The organism is Polaribacter marinaquae, from assembly GCF_038019025.1.
In the GTDB taxonomy this organism is placed as follows: Bacteria; Bacteroidota; Bacteroidia; order Flavobacteriales; family Flavobacteriaceae; genus Polaribacter; species Polaribacter marinaquae.
This window is the reverse complement of the sequence record NZ_CP150496.1, coordinates 1,517,541-1,543,870: the sequence shown is the minus strand read 5'-3', so window position 1 is coordinate 1,543,870 and position 26,330 is coordinate 1,517,541. Positions and strand designations below refer to the sequence as shown.

The 26,330-nt window shown below is 31.6% G+C and carries 22 protein-coding genes, 1 tRNA gene and 1 riboswitch; of the genes, 22 read left to right on the top strand and 1 reads right to left on the bottom strand.

Annotated elements, in window-relative coordinates:
- The first annotated feature begins 78 nt into the window (after nucleotides 1–78).
- The 22 genes from WG950_RS07100 to WG950_RS06995 all read left to right on the top strand — a co-directional run bounded on the left by WG950_RS07100 (nucleotide 79) and on the right by WG950_RS06995 (nucleotide 24,701).
- Nucleotides 79–1,353 (top strand): O-acetylhomoserine aminocarboxypropyltransferase/cysteine synthase family protein, encoded by a 1,275-nt coding sequence (locus WG950_RS07100; RefSeq protein WP_340935174.1) that lies wholly within the window; start codon nucleotides 79–81, stop codon nucleotides 1,351–1,353.
- 11 nt (nucleotides 1,354–1,364) lie between these two features.
- Nucleotides 1,365–4,766: a bifunctional aspartate kinase/homoserine dehydrogenase I gene (gene thrA, locus WG950_RS07095; protein ID WP_340935173.1), complete on the top strand. Its 3,402-nt coding sequence runs from the start codon at nucleotides 1,365–1,367 to the stop codon at nucleotides 4,764–4,766.
- 46 nt (nucleotides 4,767–4,812) lie between these two features.
- Entirely contained in the window at nucleotides 4,813–5,982 is a 1,170-nt protein-coding gene (locus tag WG950_RS07090; protein ID WP_340935171.1) for an O-succinylhomoserine sulfhydrylase, read from the top strand.
- A 58-nt stretch (nucleotides 5,983–6,040) separates the two neighbouring features.
- Nucleotides 6,041–7,228, top strand: coding sequence for a polysaccharide lyase family 7 protein (locus tag WG950_RS07085; RefSeq protein ID WP_340935170.1), 1,188 nt, complete (start codon nucleotides 6,041–6,043; stop codon nucleotides 7,226–7,228).
- A gap of 29 nt (nucleotides 7,229–7,257) precedes the next feature.
- On the top strand, nucleotides 7,258–7,671 hold the full coding sequence (locus WG950_RS07080; RefSeq protein ID WP_077811079.1) for an RrF2 family transcriptional regulator: 414 nt from the start codon (nucleotides 7,258–7,260) through the stop codon (nucleotides 7,669–7,671).
- A 209-nt stretch (nucleotides 7,672–7,880) separates the two neighbouring features.
- On the top strand, nucleotides 7,881–8,144 hold the full coding sequence (locus WG950_RS07075) for a DUF2061 domain-containing protein (RefSeq protein WP_077811080.1): 264 nt from the start codon (nucleotides 7,881–7,883) through the stop codon (nucleotides 8,142–8,144).
- A complete protein-coding gene (locus WG950_RS07070) occupies nucleotides 8,144–8,758 on the top strand; it encodes a phosphoadenosine phosphosulfate reductase family protein (protein WP_340935169.1) in 615 nt (204 codons plus the stop codon). Before WG950_RS07075 ends, WG950_RS07070 begins: the two co-directional genes overlap by 1 nt.
- A gap of 11 nt (nucleotides 8,759–8,769) precedes the next feature.
- Nucleotides 8,770–9,675, top strand: a complete 906-nt coding sequence (gene cysD / locus WG950_RS07065; RefSeq protein WP_340935167.1) for a sulfate adenylyltransferase subunit CysD — start codon at nucleotides 8,770–8,772, stop codon at nucleotides 9,673–9,675.
- Between the two features lie 115 nt (nucleotides 9,676–9,790).
- On the top strand, nucleotides 9,791–11,038 hold the full coding sequence (locus tag WG950_RS07060; RefSeq protein ID WP_340935166.1) for a sulfate adenylyltransferase subunit 1: 1,248 nt from the start codon (nucleotides 9,791–9,793) through the stop codon (nucleotides 11,036–11,038).
- 145 nt (nucleotides 11,039–11,183) lie between these two features.
- On the top strand, nucleotides 11,184–13,286 hold the full coding sequence (locus WG950_RS07055; protein WP_340935163.1) for a HEPN domain-containing protein: 2,103 nt from the start codon (nucleotides 11,184–11,186) through the stop codon (nucleotides 13,284–13,286).
- A 4-nt stretch (nucleotides 13,287–13,290) separates the two neighbouring features.
- The gene (gene cobA / locus WG950_RS07050) at nucleotides 13,291–14,061 is read left to right on the top strand and encodes a uroporphyrinogen-III C-methyltransferase (RefSeq protein ID WP_340935162.1); all 771 of its coding nucleotides are present in this window, start codon (nucleotides 13,291–13,293) and stop codon (nucleotides 14,059–14,061) included.
- A 9-nt stretch (nucleotides 14,062–14,070) separates the two neighbouring features.
- Nucleotides 14,071–14,646, top strand: a complete 576-nt coding sequence (locus WG950_RS07045) for a bifunctional precorrin-2 dehydrogenase/sirohydrochlorin ferrochelatase (RefSeq protein ID WP_340935161.1) — start codon at nucleotides 14,071–14,073, stop codon at nucleotides 14,644–14,646.
- A gap of 69 nt (nucleotides 14,647–14,715) precedes the next feature.
- On the top strand, nucleotides 14,716–15,771 hold the full coding sequence (locus WG950_RS07040) for an NAD(P)/FAD-dependent oxidoreductase (protein ID WP_340935160.1): 1,056 nt from the start codon (nucleotides 14,716–14,718) through the stop codon (nucleotides 15,769–15,771).
- Nucleotides 15,772–15,828: 57 nt separating this feature from the next.
- Nucleotides 15,829–16,158 (top strand): 2Fe-2S iron-sulfur cluster-binding protein, encoded by a 330-nt coding sequence (locus WG950_RS07035; protein WP_077811087.1) that lies wholly within the window; start codon nucleotides 15,829–15,831, stop codon nucleotides 16,156–16,158.
- A gap of 9 nt (nucleotides 16,159–16,167) precedes the next feature.
- On the top strand, nucleotides 16,168–16,923 hold the full coding sequence (gene epsC / locus WG950_RS07030; protein WP_079738117.1) for a serine O-acetyltransferase EpsC: 756 nt from the start codon (nucleotides 16,168–16,170) through the stop codon (nucleotides 16,921–16,923).
- Nucleotides 16,924–16,927: 4 nt separating this feature from the next.
- Nucleotides 16,928–17,821, top strand: a complete 894-nt coding sequence (cysM, locus tag WG950_RS07025; RefSeq protein ID WP_079738118.1) for a cysteine synthase CysM — start codon at nucleotides 16,928–16,930, stop codon at nucleotides 17,819–17,821.
- A gap of 131 nt (nucleotides 17,822–17,952) precedes the next feature.
- Nucleotides 17,953–18,064, top strand: a riboswitch (SAM riboswitch).
- Nucleotides 18,065–18,114: 50 nt separating this feature from the next.
- Nucleotides 18,115–19,104 carry a homocysteine S-methyltransferase family protein gene (locus WG950_RS07020; protein WP_340935159.1) on the top strand — a complete coding sequence of 330 codons (990 nt, stop codon included), beginning with the start codon at nucleotides 18,115–18,117 and terminating at the stop codon, nucleotides 19,102–19,104.
- A gap of 13 nt (nucleotides 19,105–19,117) precedes the next feature.
- Entirely contained in the window at nucleotides 19,118–21,793 is a 2,676-nt protein-coding gene (metH, locus tag WG950_RS07015) for a methionine synthase (RefSeq protein WP_340935158.1), read from the top strand.
- A 283-nt stretch (nucleotides 21,794–22,076) separates the two neighbouring features.
- On the top strand, nucleotides 22,077–23,033 hold the full coding sequence (metF, locus tag WG950_RS07010) for a methylenetetrahydrofolate reductase [NAD(P)H] (RefSeq protein WP_340935157.1): 957 nt from the start codon (nucleotides 22,077–22,079) through the stop codon (nucleotides 23,031–23,033).
- A gap of 222 nt (nucleotides 23,034–23,255) precedes the next feature.
- Entirely contained in the window at nucleotides 23,256–23,573 is a 318-nt protein-coding gene (gene trxA / locus WG950_RS07005; protein WP_036783166.1) for a thioredoxin, read from the top strand.
- 66 nt (nucleotides 23,574–23,639) lie between these two features.
- Nucleotides 23,640–24,563, top strand: coding sequence for a DUF58 domain-containing protein (locus WG950_RS07000; protein WP_340935156.1), 924 nt, complete (start codon nucleotides 23,640–23,642; stop codon nucleotides 24,561–24,563).
- A 64-nt stretch (nucleotides 24,564–24,627) separates the two neighbouring features.
- Nucleotides 24,628–24,701 (top strand) — tRNA-Asp (locus WG950_RS06995).
- Nucleotides 24,702–24,756: 55 nt separating this feature from the next.
- Here the strand turns inward: WG950_RS06995 and WG950_RS06990 are convergent.
- Nucleotides 24,757–26,292, bottom strand: coding sequence for a YifB family Mg chelatase-like AAA ATPase (locus WG950_RS06990; RefSeq protein WP_340935154.1), 1,536 nt, complete (start codon nucleotides 26,290–26,292; stop codon nucleotides 24,757–24,759).
- Between the last annotated feature and the right edge of the window lie 38 nt (nucleotides 26,293–26,330).

Below are 26,330 nucleotides of genomic sequence, written 5' to 3'. Positions count from 1 at the left end.
TTCTAGTAAGTACATCAATCATAAATTGATGCATTCAACTTTTGTTTTAATCATTTATTAACTCAAAAAAATAGAAAAATGAGTACTCAAAAATTAGCAACAAACGCATTACATGCAGGGCATGACGTAACACAAAACGGAGGAACAAGAGCAGTTCCTATTTATCAAACATCTTCGTATGTTTTTGACAATTCAGAACACGCAGCAAATTTATTTTCGCTTAAAGAATTAGGTTTTATTTACACGCGTTTAAATAACCCTACAAATCAAATTTTACAAGATCGATTAGCCGCAGTTGAAGGCGGTATTGGAGCTGTGGTTTTTGCTTCTGGTACGGCAGCAATTTCTACAGGTTTGTTAACGCTTTTAAAAGCAGGAGATCATATTGTAGCTTCGAGCAGTTTATACGGCGGAACGTATAATCTACTAAGCGTTACGTTACCAAGATTTGGTATTACTACAACTTTTGTAGATGCTTCTAATCCTGATAATTTTGCAGAAGCTTTACAAGAAAATACAAGAGCATTTTTTGTAGAATCTTTAGGAAATCCGAAGTTAGATGTTTTAGATTTAGAAGCAATTGCTGTACATTCTAAAGCTGCAGAAGTTCCTTTTATTGTAGATAACACGGTAGCAACACCTGCATTATTGAATCCGATTAAACATGGTGCAAATATTGTAATACATTCACTTACAAAATATATTGGCGGACAAGGAACTTCGTTAGGAGGCGCAATTGTAGATGCAGGAACTTTTAATTGGGCAAATGGTAAATTTCCAGAATTTACAGAACCTTCTGCTGGGTATCATGGTTTAAAATATCACGAGGCTTTAGGTGCTGCATCCTATACTTTTAAATTGATTTTAGAAGGACTGCGTGATTTTGGTGGCGCATTAAGTCCTACAAACGCATTTAATATTATTCAAGGTTTAGAGACGTTGCCGGTTAGAATTCAGCAACACTCTAAAAATGCTTTAGAATTAGCAAAGTGGTTAGAAGCACAAGAAGAGGTTGCTTGGGTAAATTATCCTGGTTTAGAAAGCAGTAAATACAAAGATCTAGCTGATAAATATTTGCCAAAGGGGCAAAGTGGTATTGTAACTTTTGGGCCAAAAGGCGGTTTTGAAGCGGCAAAAACAATAGCAGATAAAACAAAGGTTTTCTCTTTGTTGGCAAATATTGGTGATACAAAATCGTTGATTATTCATCCGTCTAGTACAACACATCAACAATTAGATGAAACGGCACAGGAAAGTGCAGGTGTATCGCAAGATTTAATTCGTTTGTCTGTTGGTATTGAAGATATAGCAGATTTAAAAGCAGATTTAAAGGCAGCTTTTTCAGAAATATAAACCGATTTTACTTGAAAGAATTACTAAAACATATCAAAATAAAAAATTTTACCACAGAAGCTGGTGTAAAAATTCCTGAATTAAATTTGAGTTATCAAGTTTTTGGTAAAGAATTAGGGTCGGCTCCTGTGGTTTTAATCAATCATGCATTAACAGGTAATTCTAATGTTGCCGGAAAAGAAGGTTGGTGGCAAGATATTGTAGGTTTAGATAAAGCAATAAACACAGAGGTTTATACCATTTTGTCTTTTAATATACCAGGCAATGGTTTTGATAGTTTTTTAATTGAAAATTATAAAGATTTTATAGCAAGAGATGTTGCCAATATTTTTTTAGAAGGATTGAATCTATTAAAAATTGATAGAATATTTGCTTTGATAGGAGGTTCTTTAGGTGGCGGAATTGCTTGGGAAATGTTGGTCTTAAATACAAAATTAACAAAACATTTTTTACCAATAGCAACAGATTGGAAATCTACAGATTGGTTAATAGCCAATTGCCAAATTCAAGAACAATTTTTGGTAAATTCTAGCAATCCGGTGCATGATGCACGCATGCATGCAATGTTATGTTATAGAACGCCAGAAAGTTTTAAAGAGCGTTTTCATCGATCAAAAAAAGCGAATTCAGATATTTTTGATGTAGAAAGTTGGTTGTTACATCATGGCAAAAAGTTACAAGAACGTTATCAATTATCGTCTTATAAATTAATGAATCAATTATTAAAAACGATTGATGTTACCAACGGAGGTTTAAAACCTGAAGAAATCTTAGATAAGATAGAAGCCAACATTCATATTATTGGGGTAGATTCTGATTTGTTTTTTACTGCGGAAGAAAACAGAGAAACACATAAAAAGTTAGCATTAACAAAAGACAATGTTACTTATAACGAAATAAATTCGGTGCATGGTCATGATGCTTTTTTAATAGAATATGATCAATTAGAAAAAATTATTGCACCTATTTTTAATAAAGATTACAGAGAAAAGAAGATGAAAGTTTTAAAGTTTGGAGGAAAATCTTTAGCCAACGGAAAAGGCTTAGAAAATGCGATACGTATTATTGCAAAAAAATACAAAGAGAATAAAAAAATTACGGTTGTAGTTTCTGCAAGAGGCAATGCAACTAACAATTTAGAAGATATTTTAAATACTGCTGCAGCTAAACAAGAGTACAAATCTAAATTCGAAGAGTTTAAAAAATATCAGCAAACGCCAATAAATAAAGTAGATTTTACATCGGAATTTACAAAACTAGAAACTTTGTTTGAAGGGGTTTCTTTATTAGGCGATTACAGTAGTAAAATTAAAGATGAAGTTTTAGCGCAAGGAGAATTATTGTCTGTAAAATTAGTAGCAAGTTTACTAGAACAAATTAGTGTGCCGGCAAATGCAATAGACGCTAGATCTTTAATAATTACAGACGAAAATTTTGGAAACGCCCAACCAATAACAGCAGTTTCAAAAGAGAATGTAACAGCATTTTTTAAGAAAAACAACAACGTAATAAATATTGTAAGTGGCTTTGTAGCTGCAAATAAAAAAGGAGAAACAACCACATTGGGTAGAAATGGTAGCAATTATACTGCCGCATTATTAGCCAATTATTTAGATGCAGAAGAGTTACAGAATTATACACATGTAAGCGGAATTTTTACGGCAAACCCAGATTTGGTTGCAGATGCTAAAAAGATAGAGCAGTTGTCTTTTTCTGAAGCAAATGAATTGGCAAACTTTGGGGCAACAATTTTGCACGCTAAAACGATTATACCACTTATAGAAAAAAACATCAATCTTAGAATTTTAAATACTTTTCAAGAAGAAGATAAAGGTACGCTTATCACTTCCGCATCTTCATCAAAAGGCATTAAATCGATTTCTACAATTAATGATGTTGCTCTGTTAAATTTTGAAGGTAGAGGTTTGCTAGGTAAAGTTGGTGTAGATGCAAGAATTTTTAAAGCGTTAAGCGATAGAAATATAAGTGTTAGTATTATCTCGCAAGGTTCATCAGAAAGAGGAATTGGATTAATTATAGCAGAAAATGAATCTGAAGAAGCAATAAATGCCCTTGAAAAAGAGTTCGAAAACGACTTTTATTCACAAGATGTAAATCAGATTTCTGTTGTTAAAGATGTTGCTGTAATTTCTATAATTGGTCAAGATTTAAGTGAGTTTCATCATCCTTATAATGCTTTAATTAAAAATCAAATTGTGCCTTTGTTGTTCAATAATACAGTTACAGGTAAAAATGTTAGTTTGGTTGTTAAGAAATCAGAATTACATAAGGCAGTTAATGTAATTCATGGGCAAGTTTTTGGTATTGTTAAGAAAATTAATATTGCTGTTTTTGGTAAAGGTTTAGTTGGTGGTACATTAATAGACCAAATTATAGAAAATACGCAGTCTGTTTTAGAAAGAAGAAAATTACAATTGAATGTTTTTGCTGTAGCAAATTCTAAAAAAGTACTGTTAAAAAAAGATGGCGTTTCTAAAAATTGGAAAGAGAATCTTTTAGAAAGTGGTGAAGAAAATGTAAACGTTAATGATATTATTGCCTTTGCAAAAGCACATCATTTCGAAAATTTAATAGCCGTAGATAATACTGCTAGTGTAAATTTTGTAGCGAATTATTTACCTTTAATAGAAGCTGGTTTCGATTTAGTTTCTTGTAATAAAATTGCAAATACTTTATCTTTTGATTTTTACAAAGAAATAAGAGCTAAATTAAAAGAATATAAAAAACAATATTTATACGAAACCAATGTTGGTGCAGGTTTACCTTTGATAGATACAATTAGATTATTACATGAATCCGGAGAAAATATAACTAGAATTAGAGGTGTTTTTTCTGGAAGTTTAAGTTATTTATTTAATAATTTTTCTAATAAAAATGTTCCTTTTTCTGAAGTTTTAAAAGAAGCAATTGATAAAGGATTTACAGAGCCAGATGCTAGAGAAGATTTAGGCGGTAATGATGTTGCTAGAAAATTATTGATACTTGCAAGAGAATTAGAATTAGAAAATGAATTTGATGAAGTTGTTATCAAAAATTTAATTCCAGAGAATTTAAGAGAAGGTTCAGCAGAAAGCTTTTTAGAAAATTTAGAATTATTAAATACCGAATATCAGACTTTAAAAGAAAATCAAAAACCAAATCATGTTTTAAGATATATTGGCGAATTAAGCGGAGATTTATCAAAATCAAAAGGTAATTTAGAAGTAAAGTTAGTTTCTACAGAAAAATCTACTCCCTTAGGATCTCTAAAAGGTTCTGATGCTATTTTTGAAATTTATACAGAATCATATGGCGAGCAACCAATTGTAATACAAGGTGCCGGAGCCGGAGCAAGCGTTACTGCAAGAGGCGTTTTTGGTGATATTTTAAGATTGGCAAAACATAATAATTGACACTAAGTGTCACTCTGAACTTGTTTCAGAATCATAAAAAATAAAAATGAGTAAAAACAAACATTTTGAAACATCAGCAATAAGAAATCAGACAGAAAGAAGTCAGTTTTCAGAACATTCTACACCTTTATATTTAACATCGAGTTTTGTTTTTGATGATGCAGAAGAAATGAGAGCTTCTTTTTCCGAAGAAAAACAACGCAATCTGTATAGTAGGTTTACAAACCCAAACACAACAGAATTTGTAGATAAAGTGGTTACTATGGAAGGCGCAGAATCAGGTTATGCATTTGCGACTGGTATGTCTGCAATATTTTCAAGTTTTGCGGCATTATTAAACGCAGGCGATCATATTGTGTCTTGTAGATCGGTTTTTGGGTCTACGCATAGCATGTTCACAAAATATTTGCCAAAATGGAATATCGAAACTTCTTACTTTAAGGTAGATGAAGTAGATTTAGTTGAAAGTTTAATTAAAGAAAACACTAAAATTCTTTATATAGAAACACCAACAAATCCGGCAGTAGATATTTTAGATTTAGCACTAATAGGTAAAATTGCAAAAAAGCATAATTTAATTTTTATTGTTGATAATTGTTTTGCAACGCCTTACGTGCAACAACCAATAAAATTTGGTGCAGATTTGGTTATTCATTCTGCTACAAAATTAATGGATGGGCAAGGTAGAGTTTTAGGAGGTGTAACTGTTGGTAGTAAAGATTTAATTAGAGAAATCTATTTATTTGCTAGAAATACAGGACCAGCAATGTCGCCTTTTAACGCTTGGGTTTTGTCTAAAAGTTTAGAAACTTTAGCACTTAGAGTAGAAAAACATGCAGAAAATGCTTTAAAAGTTGCTCAGTTTTTAGAAGAAAATGAACAAGTAACTTTGGTGAAATATCCTTTTTTAAAATCGCATCCACAATATGAAATTGCAAAAAAGCAAATGAAATTAGGCGGTAATATTGTTGCTTTTGAAATTAAAGGCGGTATTGAAGCCGGAAGAAATTTTTTAAATAAAATTAAAATGTGTTCTTTATCTGCTAATTTGGGCGATACTAGAACCATTGTAACGCATCCTTCTTCTACGACACATGGTCGTTTGTCTGAACAAGATCGTTTAGAAGTTGGTATTACAGATGGTTTGGTTAGAGTTTCTGTAGGTTTAGAAAATGTAAAAGATATTATTGATGATTTAAAACAAGCATTGCAATAAAATTAATATTTAATTATTCTTTTTACTACCTTTAAGGTTTATTAAATCAAAAGATTTTATGCGATTATTACAAAATATTTTTTCTTTTATCTTTCTAACATTAATCTTAAGTTGTGGTTCTAGTGAAACCACAGAAGATATTTTTATAGAAAAATTAACTGTAAATTCTTTGTCAGAATTTTCGGCTCAAGAAGAAACAAAATCAGTTAATATTTCTTCTAATATTGATTGGAGTGTGACCGCAAACCAAAATTGGATTTCTGTTACACCAGCTTCTAGTTCTAATAATGGTAAAATTGATGTTACTGTTTCAGAAAACACAACATTAAATGCCCGAACAGGAACGATACAAATTTCTGGTTTAAGTTTATCAGAAACAATAGAGGTAAAGCAAGCGGCTAGAGAAAATGTTACGAAAGCACCATCAGAAAACTTTGATTTATCAACTTGGAATTTAAGTATTCCAGAAAATAACGGAAACGGTATAGCAACTACAATTACTGTAAGCGAATTAAATAATAAATATCAAAATAATAAATATTTTTATACTTCGGATGATGGTGGAATAGTTTTTAAATGTCCTGTAGATGGTTTTAAAACTTCTGCAAACACAAGTTACACCAGAGTTGAGTTAAGAGAAATGTTACGCGGTACAAATACAAGTATTAGTACTAAAGGTGTAAATAAAAATAATTGGGTTTTTGGTACTGCCCCTTCTGCGGATTTAAATGCAGCAGCTGGTTTCGACGGAGAAATGAATGCAACACTTGCTATTAATAATGTTACTACTACAGGTAATAGTAGTCATGTTGGTAGGTTAGTAATTGGTCAAATTCATGCAAATGATGATGAGCCTGTAAGAATTTACTACAGAAAATTAAAAGACAATGCTTTAGGTTCTATTTATTTTGCACACGAACCAACAGACGGTAATGGTAGCGAGCAATGGTACGAGTTAATTGGTTCTAGAAGCAGTAGTGCTTCCAATCCGACAGACGGAATTGCACTGAATGAAAAGTTTACTTATTCGATAAAAGTTGTTGGAGATAATTTAACAATAACAATTAGTAGAGACGGTAAAGATGATGTATCTAAAACTGTAGATATGGTTAATAGCGGTTATAATGTTGGTGGGCAGTACATGTATTTTAAAGCAGGTGTTTACCATTTAAATAACTCTGGCGATGCTACAGATTTTGCACAAGCTACTTTCTATAATTTAGATAAAAGCCACACAACTAAATAGTACATATTTATTAAAAATCTAGTAAATTAATGCTTTCAAAAAAGACAAAATACGGAATAAAAGCGCTTACTTATTTAGCAAAACAAGAAAATAAAAATCCTGTTGCAATTGCTACAATTTCTAAGAGCGAAAATATTTCCCTAAAATTTTTAGAAACTATTTTGTTAACACTTCGTAAAAACGGAATTTTAGGTTCTAAAAAAGGAAAAGGCGGTGGTTATTATTTACTTAAAAGTCCTTCGGATATTCCAATGACAACTGTTATGCGTATTTTAGAAGGGCCAATATCTATGGTGCCTTGCGTAAGTTTAAACTTTTACGAAAAATGTGATGATTGCCCAGATGAAAATGCATGTTCTGTGCATCGTTTAATGATTAAGGTGAGAGATAATACGCTAGATATTTTTAGAAATACTTCATTAGCAGATCTCTGTAAGTGCTAAAATAATATTTGAATTTTATTGGTAAATAATTGTTGGTCTTAAGTCGTTTTAGGTTTAAGATTCGCAAAATTTATTTATTATTTTTATTAATCTATTAAATCTATAGGGTTTAAATGAAAATTGACAAGAATCCTTGTTAAACTAATAAAAATTACCGTAGGTTTGCATTGTCCTACCAAACTAGTAGGTAATTGAATTAATTAATAACTATGATTTTAAATCAAATCATTTTTAGTAAAAAAACACAAAGTAGAGGTTTTACAGAAGATAAAACGTCTGAAAAACCTTTACGAAGTGTAATAAAAGCTTTAAGCTGGAGACTTATAGGTACTTTAGATACTTTAGTTGTGTCTTATTTTTTAACTGGTAAAATAGGTTTGGCAACTTCTATTGCATCTGTAGACTTTGTAACGAAGTTAATATTATACTTTTTTCACGAAAGAATTTGGAACAAAATAAAATGGGGAAAATAATGAACCTAGATTTAGATAAAATAAATGCTGAATTAAAAAACAAAAGCCCAAAAGAAATAATTTCTTGGGCAATTTCAATCGCTAAAAATGCAGTAATTACTACAAATTTTAGGCCTTATGAGGTTGTTATTTTAAATGCGGTAACAGAAGTAAAAAAAGACATTAAAGTAATTTGGTGCGATACAGGTTATAACACAGTACAAACATACAGACACGCAGAAGAATTGATTGAAAAATTGAATTTAAACATTCAATTATACACACCTAAGCAAACAGTTGCTCATAGAAATGTTGTGTTAGGTGTTCCGTCAATCGAAGATCCAAAACATGCAGAGTTTACAAAGCAAGTTAAGTTAGAGCCTTTTACAAGAGCTATGCAAGAACATCAACCAGATGTTTGGTTTACAAATTTAAGAAAAGGACAAACTGCATTTAGAGATAGTATAGATGTTGTATCTGTAAGTAAAGATGGTATTTTAAAAGTCAGTCCGTTTTACAATAGCACAGACAAAGAATTAGATGCTTATTTAATCGAAAAAAACTTACCAAACGAGTTCACATATTTCGATCCAACAAAAGTAGAAAGTAATAGAGAATGTGGTTTGCATATCTAAAAGAGATGATTATGAATCAAAGAACAATACAAGTAGATGCTTTAGAAAGTGAAGCAATATATATATTTAGAGAAGTAGTTGCGCAGTTCGAAAAACCAGTGTTACTTTTTTCTGGCGGAAAAGACAGTATAACTTTAGTGCGTTTAGCGCAAAAAGCATTTTATCCTGCAAAAATTCCTTTTCCTTTAATGCACATAGATACAGGGCACAATTTCCCCGAAACTATAGAGTTTAGAGATCGTTTAGCTAAAGAGTTGGGCGTAGAATTAATTGTTAGAAATGTACAAGATAACATAGATTCTGGTCGTGTTAAAGAAGAATCTGGTAGATACGCAAGTAGAAACATGTTACAAACAGAAACTTTGTTAGACGCTATCGAAGAGTTTGGTTTTGACGCATGTATTGGTGGTGCAAGAAGAGATGAAGAAAAAGCAAGAGCTAAAGAAAGAATCTTTTCTGTAAGAGATGATTTTGGGCAATGGGATGAGAAAAATCAACGTCCAGAAGTTTTCGATATGCTAAACGGACGTATTGATTTAGGGCAAAATGTACGTGTGTTTCCGATATCAAACTGGACAGAGCTTGACGTTTGGTCGTACATAAAAGAAGAAAAAATTGAAATTCCGTCTATATATTTCGCTCATAAAAGAAAAATTTTTGTGAGAGATGGCATGATTTGGTCTGCGGATGATGAGGTAGTTTACAGAGATGAAGAAGAGGAAGTTATAGAGAAAATGGTTCGTTTTAGAACCGTAGGCGATATGAGTTGTACCGCTGCTGTTTTATCTGATGCCGTAGATATAGAAAAGGTGGTAGAAGAAATTCGAGATTCCTCGATATCAGAAAGAGGAGCAAGAATTGATGATAAACGTTCTGAGGCGGCAATGGAAAAAAGAAAACAACAAGGATATTTCTAAAATTTTCTTCAGAAAATTTAAGTCTTTAGCTTTTGGCTTTAGTCATTAGCACAAAAATAAAAAGAATACAAAATAAGCTAAAAGCCAAAAGCGAATAGCAAAGAGCTGATAAAAAATGAAAGTACTAAAAATAGCAACAGCAGGAAGTGTAGATGATGGTAAAAGTACCTTAATTGGTAGAATTTTATACGATACAAAATCATTAACAGATGATAAGTTAGAAGCTATAGAAGAAAAAAGTAGACAAAGAGGTTTTGATTATTTAGATTTTTCTTTAGCTACAGATGGTTTGGTTGCAGAACGCGAACAAGGTATTACAATAGATGTTGCACATATTTATTTTTCTACACCAAGTAAAAGTTTCATTATTGCAGATACACCAGGTCATATAGAATACACAAGAAATATGGTTACTGGTGCTTCTACAGCACAAGCTTCTATCGTTTTAATTGATGCTAGAAACGGAGTTGTAGAACAAACATATAGACATTTTTTTATCAATAATTTATTAAGGATTAAAGATGTTGTAATTGCTGTTAATAAAATGGATTTAGTTGATTTTTCTGAAGAAAAATACAACATAATAAAAGGAGAAATTGAATATTTAGCAAGTAAAAGCGAGTACAAAGGTCAGAATTTAACGTTCATTCCTTTATCAGCATTAAAAGGAGATAATGTTGTTGATAAATCTGATAATATGCCTTGGTATAAAGGAGAAACTTTAATGCATCATTTAGAAAATTTAGATGCTTCCGCTATTAATGATGCTTCTCAAACTCGTTTTCCGGTTCAAACTGTCATCAGACCTAAAACCGAAGAGTACCACGATTTTAGAGGATATGCAGGTAAAATTTATGGTGGAGATTTAGAAGTTGGAGATGAAATTACTGTTTTACCTTCTCAAACAAAATCAAAAATTAAATCAATTAATTTTTTTGATACAGAATATCAATTAGCAAAAAGAGGAAGTTCTGTAACACTAACTTTAGAAGACAATGTTAATGTAAGTAGAGGAGATATGTTGGTGAAATCGAAAGAAGAACCAAAAATTTCAAAACAGTTAGAAGCTACTGTTTGTTGGATGGATAAAGAATCTTTACAACCATCACAAAAATATTATATTAAACATGGTGTAAATGATGCTCAGGCAAAAATAACTCAATTATCAAGTATCATTAAAACCGATTTTTCTGGTATAGAAGAAAATCCTTCAGAATTAGAACTAAATCAAATAGGAGATATTCACTTAAAATTAAGCAAACCATTAACATTCGATTCTTTTAAAGATAACAAATCAAATGGTTTATTTATTTTGATTAACCCTAAAACCAACAACACAGTTGGTGTCGGATTCATAAAATAAAAGTTTTTAATTTATTTAAAAAATAAAGTAGTATTCGTGAATTTATAAACCTACTAATCCTATAGGTAAAAAAGAAATTATAAATAAAATTCTTACACCCAAGTAAGAGTTCCTCTCTTAAATAAGAGGTTAGTTTGGGCATATTATGAGAAGTTTTGAAACAGAAATAGAAAATCCGATTGTAGAAAAAGATATTATAGAATTAGCAGATAAGATTGCTGCATTCAAAAATCTACAAATAGATGAAGAAAAATTTAGAAGTCTTCGATTAGCTAGAGGTGTTTATGGCCAAAGACAGCAAGGTGTTCAAATGATTCGTATTAAGGTGCCTTATGGTAAACTTAAAACAAATCAATTAAATAGAATTGCAGCTGTTTCTGATGAATATTCAAGAGGTAGATTACATATTACTACCCGTCAAGATATACAAATTCACTATGTAGATTTAGATAGAACACCAGAATTGTGGGCAGAATTAGAAAGAGATGATGTAACTTTAAGAGAGGCCTGTGGTAATGTTGTTAGAAATGTAACTGCATCAGAAACTGCAGGAATAGATGTAAACGAGCCTTTTGATGTATCGCCTTATGCAGACGCTCTTTATAAATTCTTTTTACGAAATCCAATTTGTCAAGAAATGGGACGTAAATTTAAGGTTTCTTTTTCTTCTACGGATGAAGATACTGGTTTGTCTTATATGCACGATTTAGGTTTTATTGCTAAGATTCAAAACGGTATTAGAGGTTTTAAAGTAATGGTTGCTGGTGGTTTAGGTTCGCAACCTAGACACGCAGATGTTTTATATGAGTTTTTACCATCAGATAAAATTATACCTGTAATGGAAGGTGTTTTAAGAGTTTTTGATCGTTATGGCGAACGTAAAAGTAGAGCCAAAGCAAGAATGAAATTTTTATTAAAAGATATTGGTTTGGAGGCTTTTAGAGAGTTGATAGCCAAAGAACAAGAAGCAATAGAGTTTAAAACTGTTGTTATAAATGCTGATGCTTTTGTTGCTTCAACTCCTGTTTCTGTTGATGTTCCTAAGGTTAAAATTAAAAACGAAGAAGCATTTGAGTTATGGAAAACCACAAACTTAATTCCGCAAAAACAAAAAGGATTTGTAGCAATAGGAATTAAAGTTTTATTAGGTGATTTTTATACAGATAAAGCACGTTTATTAGCAGATTTAGTAGATAATTATGCCGCTAGCGAAGTCCGATTAACTTTACGTCAGAATATTGTAATTCCGTTTGTAAAAGAAGAATTAGTGCCTTTTTTCTATCAAGAATTAGAAAAATTAGGTTTTGCAGAAGCAGGTTATAACAAAGCAGTAGATATTACGGCTTGTCCTGGTACAGATACTTGTAATTTAGGGATTGCAAGTAGTACAGGGATTTCTAAAGAATTAGAAAGAGTAATTACTACAGAATATCCTCAGTATTTAGAAAACCAAGATTTAGTAATTAAAATTAGTGGATGTATGAATGCTTGTGGGCAGCATAATATGGCAAACATTGGTTTTCAAGGAATGACTGTAAGAACAAAAGATAAATTAATAGCACCAGCGTTACAAGTTCTTCTAGGAGGAGGTAATTTAGGTGACGGAAATGCTCTTTTAGCCGACAAAGTTGTAAAAGTACCAAGTAGAAGAGGTCCGGAAGCGTTGCGCAGAATTTTAAATGATTTTGAATCAAATGCCAACGGAAAACAATTTGTAGATTATTACAAAGAAAAAGGAGAAAAGTATTTTTATAATTTTTTACATGATTTACAAGATGTTACCAATTTAACCCAAGAAGATTTTATCGATTGGGGTGAAGAAGAAAAATATGTAAAAGCAATTGGTATAGGTGAGTGTGCTGGTGTTGTTATCGATTTAATAGCTACTTTATTTTTAGAAAGTGAAGAGAAAATTGAAAATGCTAAAGAATCTTATAAAAACGAGATTTATTCTGGGGCCATATATTATGCATATCAATCTTTAGTAAATACTGCTAAAGCAATGTTATTGGCAGAAAGTAAAAAGACCAACACCCACGCAGGAATTATAAAGCAGTTTGATGAGTTGTTTGTGGGGTCTGGTAAAATTGAGTTAAACACATCTTTTAGTGAGTTAATTTATCAAATTAATAAAAATGCACCATCTAAAGAGTTTTGTTTGCAATATATCAATGATTCTGAAATTTTGTTGAAAAAAGTTAAAGAATTTAGAGTTTTATCTAATAATTTAGCTGAAAGTGTAAGTTAAAATGATGAGTCAAAAAATTCCGAAATTAACAGTTGTAGGGGCAGGCCCCGGAGATGTAGATTTAATCACATTAAAAGCTATTAAGGTTCTAAAATCTGCAGATGTAGTATTGTATGACGCCTTGGTAAATGAAGAGTTGTTAGATTATATCAACCCAAATGCAGAACAAATTTTTGTAGGTAAAAGAAGAGGTTGTTATAGGTATCAACAAGAACAAATTAATGACTTAATTGTAGCGAGAGCAAAATCTCATGGGCACGTGGTTCGTTTAAAAGGTGGTGATCCTTTTATTTTTGGTCGTGGTGCAGAAGAAATGGAATATGTAGCAAATTATGGAATAGAAACTGCAATGGTGCCTGGTATTTCATCTTCATTAGCAGTGCCAGCATATCAAAATATTCCCTTAACAAAACGTGGTAGTTCAGAAAGTTTTTGGGTTATTACAGGTACTACAAAAGAGCATAAATTATCTAATGATGTTGCATTAGCAGCAAAATCGAATGCTACAGTAGTGGTTTTAATGGGAATGGGTAAATTACCGGAAATAATTAAATTGTTTCAACAAGAAAATAAAAATAATTTACCTGTAGCAATCATTCAAAACGGTACAAGAACTAACGAAAAAGTTGGTATTGGAACTGTGGATACAATTGTAGAGATTGTAGAGAAAAGGGAATTGAGTAATCCTGCAATTATTATTTTAGGTGAAGTTGTTAACCATAGAGCAATTTTATCAGAAGTTAAGCAAGATTACTCTAGAGTTTTAATGCAATAATATATGCTGATGGAAAGAAATAATTTATATCCGATTTTTTTAAAAACTAAAAATTTAGAGGTTTTAATTGTAGGTGGTGGTTTTGTGGCAGAAGAGAAGCTTACATTTTTGCTAAAATCTAGTCCGGATGCAAATGTTACCATGGTTTCGCCAATGTTTAGATCAGGTACAATTTCTTTAGCAAAAACCGGAAATGTAAAGTTAATTAAGAAAAAATATAGCAGACGGTATTTAAAAAAGAAACATATAGTTGTTGCAACTACAGATATTCCTACAATAAATGAAACCGTTTACAAACATTGTAGAAAACGAAGTATTTTGGTTAATGTAGCGGATAATCCGCCTTTTTGCGATTTTTATATGGGCGGAATTGTAACTAAAGGAAACGTAAAAGTTGCAATTTCTACTAACGGAAAATCACCAACAACAGCTAAGAGGTTACGTCAGTTTTTTGAAGAAGTTATTCCAGAAAACATAGATGATTTAGTAAAGAATTTAAACGAGTACAGAAAAACTATCAAAGGAGACTTTGAGGAAAAAGTAGAAAAGCTAAACGAATTCACAAAAAGTTTAGTAGAAAAATAAAATAGCTATTAACCTTTAGCTTTTGTAATAAGCAAAAGGCCAAAAGCGAAAAGTCAAAAGCAAACAATTATGATTACAACAGATATATTAATTATTGGTGCAGGACCAACAGGTTTATTTACAGTTTTTGAAGCAGGTTTATTAAAATTAAAATGCCATTTAATTGATGCTTTGCCACAACCAGGAGGTCAGTGTTCAGAAATTTATCCTAAGAAACCTATTTATGATATTCCTGCTTATCCAGAAATTTTAGCAGGAGATTTAACAACTAAACTATTAGAACAAACCAAACAGTTTGAACCAGGCTTTACCTTAGGAGAGAGAGCAGAAACAATAGACAAACAAGATGATGGTACTTTTATTGTAACAACCAATAAAGGAACAAAACATCACGCTAAAATAGTTGCAATCGCAGGTGGTTTAGGATCTTTTGAGCCTAGAAAACCGAAAATTGATAATTTAGAAAGTTTTGAAGATAAAGGTGTTGAGTATATAATAAAAGAACCAGAATTATACAGAGACAAAAAAGTTGTAATTTCTGGTGGAGGAGATTCAGCCTTAGATTGGGCAATTTTCTTATCTGATGTAGCATCAGAAGTAACTTTAATTCATAGAAGAAATGAGTTTAGAGGTGCTTTAGATTCTGTAGAAAAAGCACAAGAATTAAAAAACTTAGGCAAAATTAATATTATTACACCTGCAGAAGTTAAAGGCATTATTGGTAAAGATAAAGTAACAGGTGTTGCTGTAGAAAAGAAAGGTGAAGATGCTTTTATTATTGATACAGATCATTTTATACCGTTATTTGGTTTGTCACCAAAATTAGGGCCAATTGGTAATTGGGGATTAGAAATTGAGAAAAATGCTATTAAGGTTAACAATACGTTAGATTATCAAACTAATATTCCGGGTATTTATGCAATCGGAGACGTAAATACATATCCGGGTAAATTAAAATTAATTTTATGTGGTTTTCACGAAGCAACTTTAATGTGTCAAAGTGCCTACAAAAGAATTTTTCCAGATAAAAAATATGTAATGAAATATACTACTGTTGGAGGCGTAGATGGTTTTGACGGAACAAGAAAAGAGGCGCCAAAAGCTGTTGTAAAAGCAATAGAGTAGTCGGTTATCTGTTAGGTTTCCGTAACTTTGCAGACAATATTATTAAAAGTGAAGCAGATGCAAGACATCAACATAAAAATTACAGATAGAAATGGCGTAACACATGATGTAGTTGCACCAACAGATATGGCAATGAACTTAATGGAAGTTGTTCGTTCCTACGAGTTAGCAGAAGAAGGTACAATTGGTATTTGTGGTGGCATGGCAATGTGTGCATCTTGTCAATGTTACGTGAATTCTGAACATGATTTGCCAGAAATGACAGATGATGAAGATGCAATGTTGGCAGAAGCTTTTAATGTAGAAGACAATAGTAGATTAGGTTGTCAAATACAAATTACGCCAGAAATAGACGGTTTAGAAGTAGAATTGGCTCCAGAATCTTAATTTATATATATGAATGAGGTTTCTGCAAATATAAAAGAACAAAACTATAGCATGTGTTTAAGAGATGCTGTAGAGGTTTTTACAAAAGAATTAATTAATTGCTTATTTGATACTAATTATAATAGTATTAATGGTGAAGCTACTAAAAATAAATTTTTAAAAATCTTAGAGAGATTATCTATTGAAAATGAGGCATGCTTTTGGCTAGATTTCGAAAAATCTTTTAAAGAAATTAGAAGAAAATTAGATTTAGATGCATTGGCGGCTTTAAATAGTGATCCTGCTGCAAAGAGTTTAAGAGAAATATATTTAGCTTATCCTGGTTTTTATGCAATTGCAGTGTATAGATTAAGTAATCAATTGTTAAAACAAAAAATACCTGTTTTACCAAGAATGATGAGTGAATTTGCTCATAGCACAACAGGTACAGATATTCATCCAGGAGCACAAATTGGCGATTCTTTTTTTATTGATCATGCAACAGGTATAGTTATCGGAGAAACAACGGTTATAAAAAACAATGTTAAAATATTTCAAGGTGTAACTTTAGGAGGAATTCAAGTTAAAAAAAGCATGGCTTCTACCAAAAGACATCCAACAATAGAAAATAACGTAGTTATTTATGCAAATGCTACAATTTTAGGCGGAGATGTTGTTATAGGAGAAAATTCTGTTATTGGTGCAAATGTTTGTGTAACAGAAACTATTTTAGAAAATTCTGTTGTAACTGTGCAATCAGAAAATAAAATTTTTCAAAGAAATTAATTAAATGAAAACAAAAAGTATCATAGATTTTGTAGGTAATACACCATTAGTAGAAGCGCAAAATATCTTTAAAAAAGACGGTGTAAAACTACTTTTAAAATTAGAAGGTAACAACCCAGGCGGAAGTGTAAAAGATAGAGCAGCTTATAATATGATTTCTGAAGCTTTAAGAAGAAAAAATATTAAGAAAGGAGACACTTTAGTAGAGGCAACAAGTGGTAATACCGGAATAGCATTGGCTCTTATGGCTAAAGTTTTAGGTGTAAATATGGTATTAGTTTTACCCGAAAACTCAACAGTAGAAAGAGTAAAAACGATGCGTGCATATGGCGCTAAAGTTATTTTAACTCCTGCAGATTTAGGTATTGAAGGATCTAGAGATTATGCTTTAAAATTAAAATATAAAAAAGGATATTTTAGATTGAATCAGTTTGATAATACAGATAATTCTAAAGCGCATTATAAAACAACGGGTCCAGAGATTTGGAGAGATACAGAAGGAGAGGTAACACATTTTGTTGCTGCTATGGGAACTACAGGAACTATAATGGGAGTTTCTGATTATTTAAAAGAGCAAAATAAAGAAATTCAAATAGTTGGTGCTCAACCTGTAGATGGTGCAAAAATACCAGGAATTAGAAAATGGCCACAAGAATACTTGCCTGCAATTTTTACAAGATCTAAAGTAGATCAGGTAATAGAAGTAAGTGAAGAAGAAGCAAAGGCGATGACACAAAGATTAGCATCCGAAGAAGGAATTTTTGCAGGTATGAGTAGTGGAGGTTCTATAGCAACTGCTATAAAAGTTGCAGAAAAATTAGAAAAAGGAGTAGTAGTTGCAATTGTCTGTGATAGAGGTGATCGATATTTATCTTCAACTTTATTTGAAAAAGACTAACAAATATTTAAGTAACTTTTGTTATTTATAAGAATTATAAAAGCAAAAGTTATTTAAATTTTTAATATAATAATTCTACAAATAAATAAATAATGCGTTTATTTGTAGTTCAGTTCATAAACTTATTAATTACGTTATCACGAAAGGTAGAGGGATTAGACCCGATGAAGCCTTGGCAACCTCTCATTTTTATGAGAAAGGTGCTACATTCTACAAGTTTTTTCTAAACTTGACAGATAACAGCAAAGAATTTTACCTTTCCTGATGACATATATTGATAAAAATATCAAAAAATGTCAGAGATATACAAAGCTTTACAAGAACGAATTTTAGTTTTAGATGGTGCAATGGGCACAATGCTACAAGCTTATAAATTTACAGAAGAAGATTTTAGAGGAGAACGTTTTAAAGACTATCCTAGTCCGCTTCAGGGTAATAACGATCTATTGTCTATTACACAGCCAGAAGCTATAAAAACTATTCACGCAAAATATTTTGAAGCTGGTGCAGATATTATAGAAACCAATACTTTTTCTGGTACTACAATTGCAATGGCAGATTATCAAATGGAAGATTTAGTGTACGAGCTAAATTATCAATCTGCAAAAATTGCGAAAGAAGTTGCAAATCAATTTACAGCAAAAGAACCACATAAACCTCGTTTTGTTGCAGGTTCTATAGGGCCAACAAATAGAACTGCAAGTATGTCTCCAGATGTTAACGACCCTGGTTTTAGAGCAGTAACTTTCGATCAATTAAGAATTGCTTACAAACAACAAGTAGAAGCCTTGTTAGATGGTGGCGCAGATATTTTATTAGTAGAAACCGTTTTTGATACATTAAATGCAAAAGCAGCCTTATTTGCTATAGAAGAAGTAAAAACTGCTCGAAATATAGAAGTTCCAACTATGTTAAGTGGTACAATAACAGATGCATCAGGTAGAACTTTATCTGGGCAAACTGCAGAAGCTTTTTTAATTTCTGTGTCTCACATTCCGTTGTTATCTGTAGGGTTTAATTGTGCTTTAGGTGCCAATTTATTGCAACCACATTTAGAGGCAATAGCAAATAAAACCGACTTTGCAATATCTGCACATCCAAATGCAGGTTTACCAAATGCTTTTGGAGAGTATGATGAATCTCCTGAAGAAATGGGAGAACAAATAGAAGAGTATTTAAAAAAAGATTTGATAAATATTATTGGTGGCTGTTGTGGTACATCGCCAGAACACATAAAAGTAATATCAAATTTAGCTTCAAAATATAAGCCACGTAAACTTTAATAAAGGTAGCCTAATGAAGATAAAACAAACAAAATATATGAAATTGTCTGGTTTAGAACCTTTAATTCTAAATGAAAACAGCAATTTTATAAATGTAGGAGAACGAACCAACGTTGCAGGGTCACGCAAGTTTTTAAGACTTATTAAAGAAGAGAAATTTGATGAAGCTTTAGATATTGCAAGACATCAAGTAGACGGTGGTGCGCAGATTGTAGATATTAATATGGATGATGGTTTGATAGATGGAAAAGAAGCCATGGTTCGTTTTTTGAATTTAATAGCTGCAGAACCAGATATTTGTAGAGTTCCTATGATGATAGATAGTTCTAAATGGGAAATTATTGAAGCTGGTTTACAAGTTGTACAAGGAAAATGCGTTGTAAATTCCATTTCATTAAAAGAAGGAGAAGAAAAATTCATTTGGGAAGCAACTCAAATAAAAAGGTACGGAGCCGCAGTAATTGTAATGGCTTTTGATGAAGTTGGACAAGCAGACAATTACGAAAGACGTATAGAAATAGCCAAACGCTCTTATGATATTTTAGTAAACAAAGTTGGTTTTGCATCCGAAGATATAATTTTCGATTTAAATATTTTTCCTGTGGCAACAGGTATGGATGAACATCGAAAAAATGCTATTGATTTTATAGAAGCAACGCGTTGGGTGCGTCAGAATTTAGAAAACGTTTCTGTAAGTGGAGGAGTAAGTAATGTGTCGTTTTCTTTTAGAGGAAATAATACTGTTAGAGAAGCAATGCACTCTGTTTTCTTGTATTATGCGATACAAGCAGGTATGAATATGGGTATTGTTAACCCAGCAATGTTAGAAGTGTATGATGATATTCCGAAAGATTTATTAGAACATATAGAAGACGTAATTTTAGATAGAAGAGAAGATGCTACCGAACGTTTATTAGATTTTGCAGAAACGGTAAAAGGAACCAAAAAAGAAAAAACTATCGATTTATCTTGGAGAGAAAACCCTTTACAAGATAGAATTACGCACGCTTTAGTTAAAGGAATTGACGCATTTATTATTGAAGATGTAGAAGAAGCAAGACAACAAGCAGAAAAACCAATAGAGGTTATCGAAGGAAATTTGATGATTGGTATGAATGTAGTTGGAGATTTATTTGGTGCAGGAAAAATGTTTTTACCACAAGTTGTAAAATCTGCTCGAGTTATGAAAAAAGCGGTCGGTTATCTAAATCCTTTTATAGAAGCAGAAAAAGGCGAAGAACAAAAAGCATTAGGTAAAATATTAATGGCAACAGTAAAAGGAGATGTTCATGATATTGGTAAAAATATTGTTTCTGTTGTTTTAGGCTGTAATAATTACGAGATTGTAGATTTAGGAGTTATGGTTCCGCCAGAAAAAATTATTGAAGCTGCAAAAAGAGAAAATGTAGATGCAATTGGTTTAAGCGGATTGATTACTCCGTCCTTAGACGAAATGGTGTATTTAGCCAAAGAAATGGAGCGTCAAAATTTTAAATTACCGTTATTGATTGGTGGTGCAACAACATCTAAAGCACATACAGCAGTTAAGATAGATACACAATATAAAAACGCTGTGGTTCATGTAAATGATGCTTCTAGAGCAGTAACTGTTGTTGGAGATTTGCTGAATAAAAAAACCAATAACGATTATGTAGCAAAATTAAAGAAAGATTATGATGAGTTTAGAACCAAGTTTTTAAAACGAGGTAAAGAGAAATCATACATTTCTATAAAAGAAGCTCGTACACGTAAATACAAAATTGATTGGCAAACTACTGAAATTGTAAAGCCAAAAGAATTAGGAATTCAGACTTTAGAACAGTTAAGTTTAAAAGAATTAGTGCCTTTTATAGATTGGAGTCCGTTTTTTAGAAGTTGGGATTTACATGGTAAATTTCCTGATATTTTAACAGATGAGGTTGTAGGCGAGCAAGCAACAATAATGTACAAAGAAGCAAATGTTATGATTAATGAAATTATAGCAAATCAATCTTTAAAACCAAAAGCAATCTTTGGTTTGTTCGAAGCAAATACTATTAACGAAGATGATATTTCTGTACATAAAAAAGGAGGAGAAGAATTTGTTTTTAGAACTTTAAGACAGCAGTTAAAGAAAAGAGAAGGTATACCAAACCATGCTTTAGCAGATTTTATTGCACCTAAAGAATCTGGTAAAAAAGATTTTATGGGTGCTTTTTGTGTCGGAATTTTTGGGGCACAAGAATTGGCAGAAAGTTATAAAGCTAAAGAAGATGATTATAATGCAATTATGGCGCAAGCAATTGCAGATCGTTTTGCCGAGGCTTTTGCAGAATATTTGCACAAACAAATTAGAACAAAACATTGGGGGTATGCTCTTGATGAAGAATTGTCTAATGATGATTTAATTAAAGAAAATTACAAAGGTATTCGTCCGGCGCCAGGTTACCCTGCTTGTCCAGATCATTTAGAAAAAGAAACAATTTGGAGCTTACTTAACGTAGAAGAACAAATAGATGTTAAACTTACAGAAAGTTTGGCAATGTGGCCTGCAGCTGCTGTTTCTGGTTATTATTTTGCAAATAAAGAAGCTAAATATTTTGGTTTGGGTAAAATAACAGACGATCAAGTTACAGATTATGCACAACGTAAAGGAATTTCGAAACAAAAAGCTAGAAAATGGTTGCATCCAAATTTAGCAGAAGAGTAAGCCTGCGTTAGCGATTGTAGTGACATCCTTTTTTAAGGAACGAGAAAAAGATATAACGAAAAGCGCGACCTGAAAGGGAACGCCCAAAAGAAATAATTAATTAACAATTAATTTTATTTAAACTAACAACTAATAAAAGAAGAAATAAGAGTTTTGCAGTAAATATTAAAAAAATGAAAAAACATAGAATTGAAATAGTTTTCTTTCTAAGGCTTTTAACATTAACTGTAACTGCATTAACAATAGCTTATTTCATCTAGAATACTGAATAAATTCAGGAACGATGAAGATTACAGATCATATTAAAGAAGCCAACGGAAAAACATTATTTTCATTTGAAATTATTCCGCCAAAAAAAGGAAATAATATTCAAGAATTATACAACAACATAGATCCTTTAATGGAGTTTAAACCTCCGTTTATAGACGTAACAACTTCTAGAGAAGAATACGTTTATATAGATAAAGGTAACGGTTTGTTAGATAGAAAAATTACTAGAATGCGGCCAGGTACAGTTGGTATTTGTGCTGCAATTAAACATAAATATGATGTAGATACTGTGCCACATGTGCTTTGTGGTGGCTTTAGTAAAGAGGAAACAGAGTATGTTTTGGTAGATTGCCATTATCTTGGGATTGATAATGTTATGGCGTTAAGAGGAGACGCGATGAGCCATCAAAAGTATTTTGAACCAAACAAAGACGGAAATCATTATGCAAAAGATTTGGTTTCTCAAATTCAGGATTTAAACTGCGGAAAATATTTACACGAGGTTGTAGAGGCGTCTAATAAATCTGACTTTTGTATTGGTGTTGCAGGATATCCAGAGAAACATTTAGAATCACCATCTTTACAAACCGATTTAAAACGATTAAAAGAAAAGGTTGATGCTGGGGCAGATTATGTTGTAACTCAAATGTTTTTTGATAATCAGAAATATTTTGAATTTGTTGCAGCGGCCAAAAATGCAGGTATAAATGTGCCTATTATACCAGGAATTAAACCCATTGCAGTTAAACGTCACTTACAGTTATTGCCACAAGTTTTTAAAATTGATTTACCAGAGCCTTTAATTATTGCTATAGAAGATTGTAGTAATAACAAAGCTGTTAGACAAGTTGGTATTGAGTGGGCAATACAGCAATCTAAAGAATTGTTAGCTGCAGGTGTGCCTGTTTTACATTATTATTCTATGGGAAAAAGTGATAATGTACAAGCTATTGCTACTGAACTTTTTTAAAGGTTTAAATTTTTTATATCTTTAAAAGGTGCTAGTTTTAGATGAAGAATTATTAATTTTTGATTTGAAATGGCTTGATTTATAACATAATCTATATTTGTAAGCATAAAAACTATTGATAGACTAATAGTAAAAAGTAATTTTTTTGAAATATAGAAAGTAAAATTTTTGTTTACTTTTGCAGTACAAAATTAGAAATAAGAACTTTTAAAATATAAAAAAATGGCATTAGAAATAACAGACGCAAATTTTGAAGAGGTAGTATTAAAATCTGATAAACCAGTATTAGTAGATTTTTGGGCTGCTTGGTGTGGGCCTTGTAGAATGGTTGGGCCAATTGTAGATGAAATTCATACTGAATATGACGGTAAAGCTGTTGTAGGTAAAGTAGATGTAGATGCAAACCAAGAATTTGCAGCTAAATATGGTGTTAGAAATATACCAACAGTTTTAATATTTAAAAACGGAGAAGTTGTAGATAAGCAAGTAGGTGTTGCACCTAAAAACGTTTACACAGGTAAAATTGATGCTGCTATATAAGTAGCATTAACATATTAAATAAGATAAAGGTTTGGCTAACGTCAAACCTTTTTTTATTTTGGTAGTATGGTAAATTCATCCGAAGTTAAATCATCAGAAATAAAAAACTTAGACATTCTTGCAAGACAAGTTGTAGAAGGTTTTATAACAGGTATTCATAAAAGTCCTTTTCATGGGTTTTCTGTAGAATTCTCTGAACATAAGCTATACAATAAAGGCGAAAGTACAAGACATATAGATTGGAAGTTATTTGCTAAAACCGAAAAATTATACACCAAAAAATACGAAGAAGAAACAAATTTAAGATGTCATATTATTATTGATAATTCTGCTTCTATGCATTATCCTGTCGTAAAAAAACAGACTATAAATAGTTTAAACAAAGTTGGCTTTTCTGCAATTGCCGCTGCTGCTTTAATGGAGATTCTTAAGAGGCAAAGAGATGCGGTTGGTTTAAGTATTTATTCTGATGTTTATGAATATTACGCGCCAGAGAAAGGAAGTGATCGACATCGAAAAATGCTTTTACATCAATTAGAGCAATTATTAACAACTACTTCTAAAAATACTACAGAAACGTATAAATTTCTTCATGAAATTGCAGAAAAGATTCATAGAAGATCTTTAATTTTTGTTTTTACAGATATGTTTCAGCCAAATAAACAGAATGATTCTTTATTTGAAGCACTAAAACATCTAAAATATAATAAACATGAGGTTGTTTTGTTTCATACTTATGATCAAAAAACTGAATTTGATTTTAATTTCGATAATTCTCCAAAAAAATTTATTGATATAGAAACTGGTCAAGAAATTAATGTTTTTGCAGAAAATGTTCAGGAAAAATACCAGGAATTAGTAAATGAGTATTTTAAAAATCTAAAAAACAAATGTTTACAGTATAAGATAGATTATGTTCCGGTAGATATTAATAAAGGTTTTAATGATGTTTTAACTGCTTATTTAATCAGTAGAAAAAAAAATATTTAATTTTTTTAAAAAAATGCTTGCAGATATTAAAAACTGTGTTATATTTGCAACCGCTAAGAGCAACGGTCTGGTAGTTCAGCTGGTTAGAATACCTGCCTGTCACGCAGGGGGTCGCGGGTTCGAGTCCCGTCCAGACCGCAAAAAGCATCTCAATTTTGAGATGCTTTTTTCATTTTAGAATATTTTGTGAATTCTACCCCAACCAACCTTCTCTGTCTAAACTTCGATATTGTATTGCTTCTGCAATATGATCTGGTGCTATTTCTTCAGTATTGGCTAAATCTGCAATTGTTCTCGAAACTTTTAAGATTCTATCGTAAGCTCTGGCAGACAGATTTAATTTTTCCATAGCAGTTTTTAAAAGGGTTTTGCTTTCTTGAGAAAGTTTACAAAATTGTCTTATTTGTTTCACGTTCATTTGAGCGTTATAATGAATGTTCTCAAAATCTTTAAATCTTTTAGATTGTAACTCTCTAGATGCAGTTACTCGCTTTCTAATCTCTACAGAAGATTCACCTTTTCTTTCTTCTGATAATTTATCAAAAGGAACCGGTGTAACTTCTATATGAATGTCTATTCTATCTAATAATGGACCGGAAATTTTACTTAAATATCGTTGCATTTCTTGCGGAGTAGAAGTCATGGGTGAGTTAGGGTCATTAAAAAAACCACTCGGACTAGGATTCATGCTAGCTACCAACATAAAACTACAAGGATAAGTTACTGTAAATTTAGCTCTAGAAATGGTAACGTCTCTATCTTCTAGTGGTTGACGCATAACTTCTAAAACATCTCTTTTAAATTCTGGTAATTCATCTAAAAAAAGAACACCATTATGAGAAAGAGAAATTTCTCCTGGTCTTGGATATTGTCCGCCACCTACTAATGCAACATTTGAAATTGTATGATGTGGGCTTCTAAATGGTCTTTGGTATAAAAGACCTTCATTTTTAGTTTTACCCACTACAGAATGTATTTTTGTGGTTTCTAATGCTTCATGCAATGTCATTGGTGGTAAGATAGAAGGCAATCGTTTTGCAAGCATTGTTTTTCCAGATCCTGGTGGTCCAATTAGAATAATGTTGTGGCCACCAGCGGCTGCAATTTCCATGCAACGTTTTATGGATTCTTGTCCTTTTACATCCGAAAAATCAAATTCTGGGAAATCGATATTTTTGTAAAACTCTGCGCGCGTATCTACAATTGTAGGTTCAATTTTTTCATCATCATTAAAATGATTGATAACTTCAAGAATGTTCTCTACACCTAAAACTTCTAAATTATCTACTATTGCTGCTTCTTTTGCGTTTTCTTTCGGAAGAATTAAGTACTTATAACCTTCTTCTCTCGCTTTTATCGCAATAGGTAATGCTCCTCTTATGGGTTGTAAACTTCCGTCTAGAGAAAGTTCTCCCATAATTATGTATTCGTTTATGTTTGGTGATTTAATTTGATTAGAAGCGGCAAGAATACCTACAGCCAATGTTAAATCATAAGCAGCTCCTTCTTTACGAATATCTGCAGGAGCCATGTTTATAATGATTTTTTTACCAGGAAGTTTATAGTTATTGTTATTTAATGCTGCTGAAATTCGGTAAGAACTTTCTCTAACAGCGTTGTCTGGCAAACCCACTAAATGGTAGCCAATACCTTTGTCTATATTTACTTCTACGGTAATTGTAGTTGCCTCAATACCAAAAACGGCTGAGCCATAAACTTTTACAAGCATACTTTTTTCTTTAAATATAAAGAAAAAAAGTATGCTTT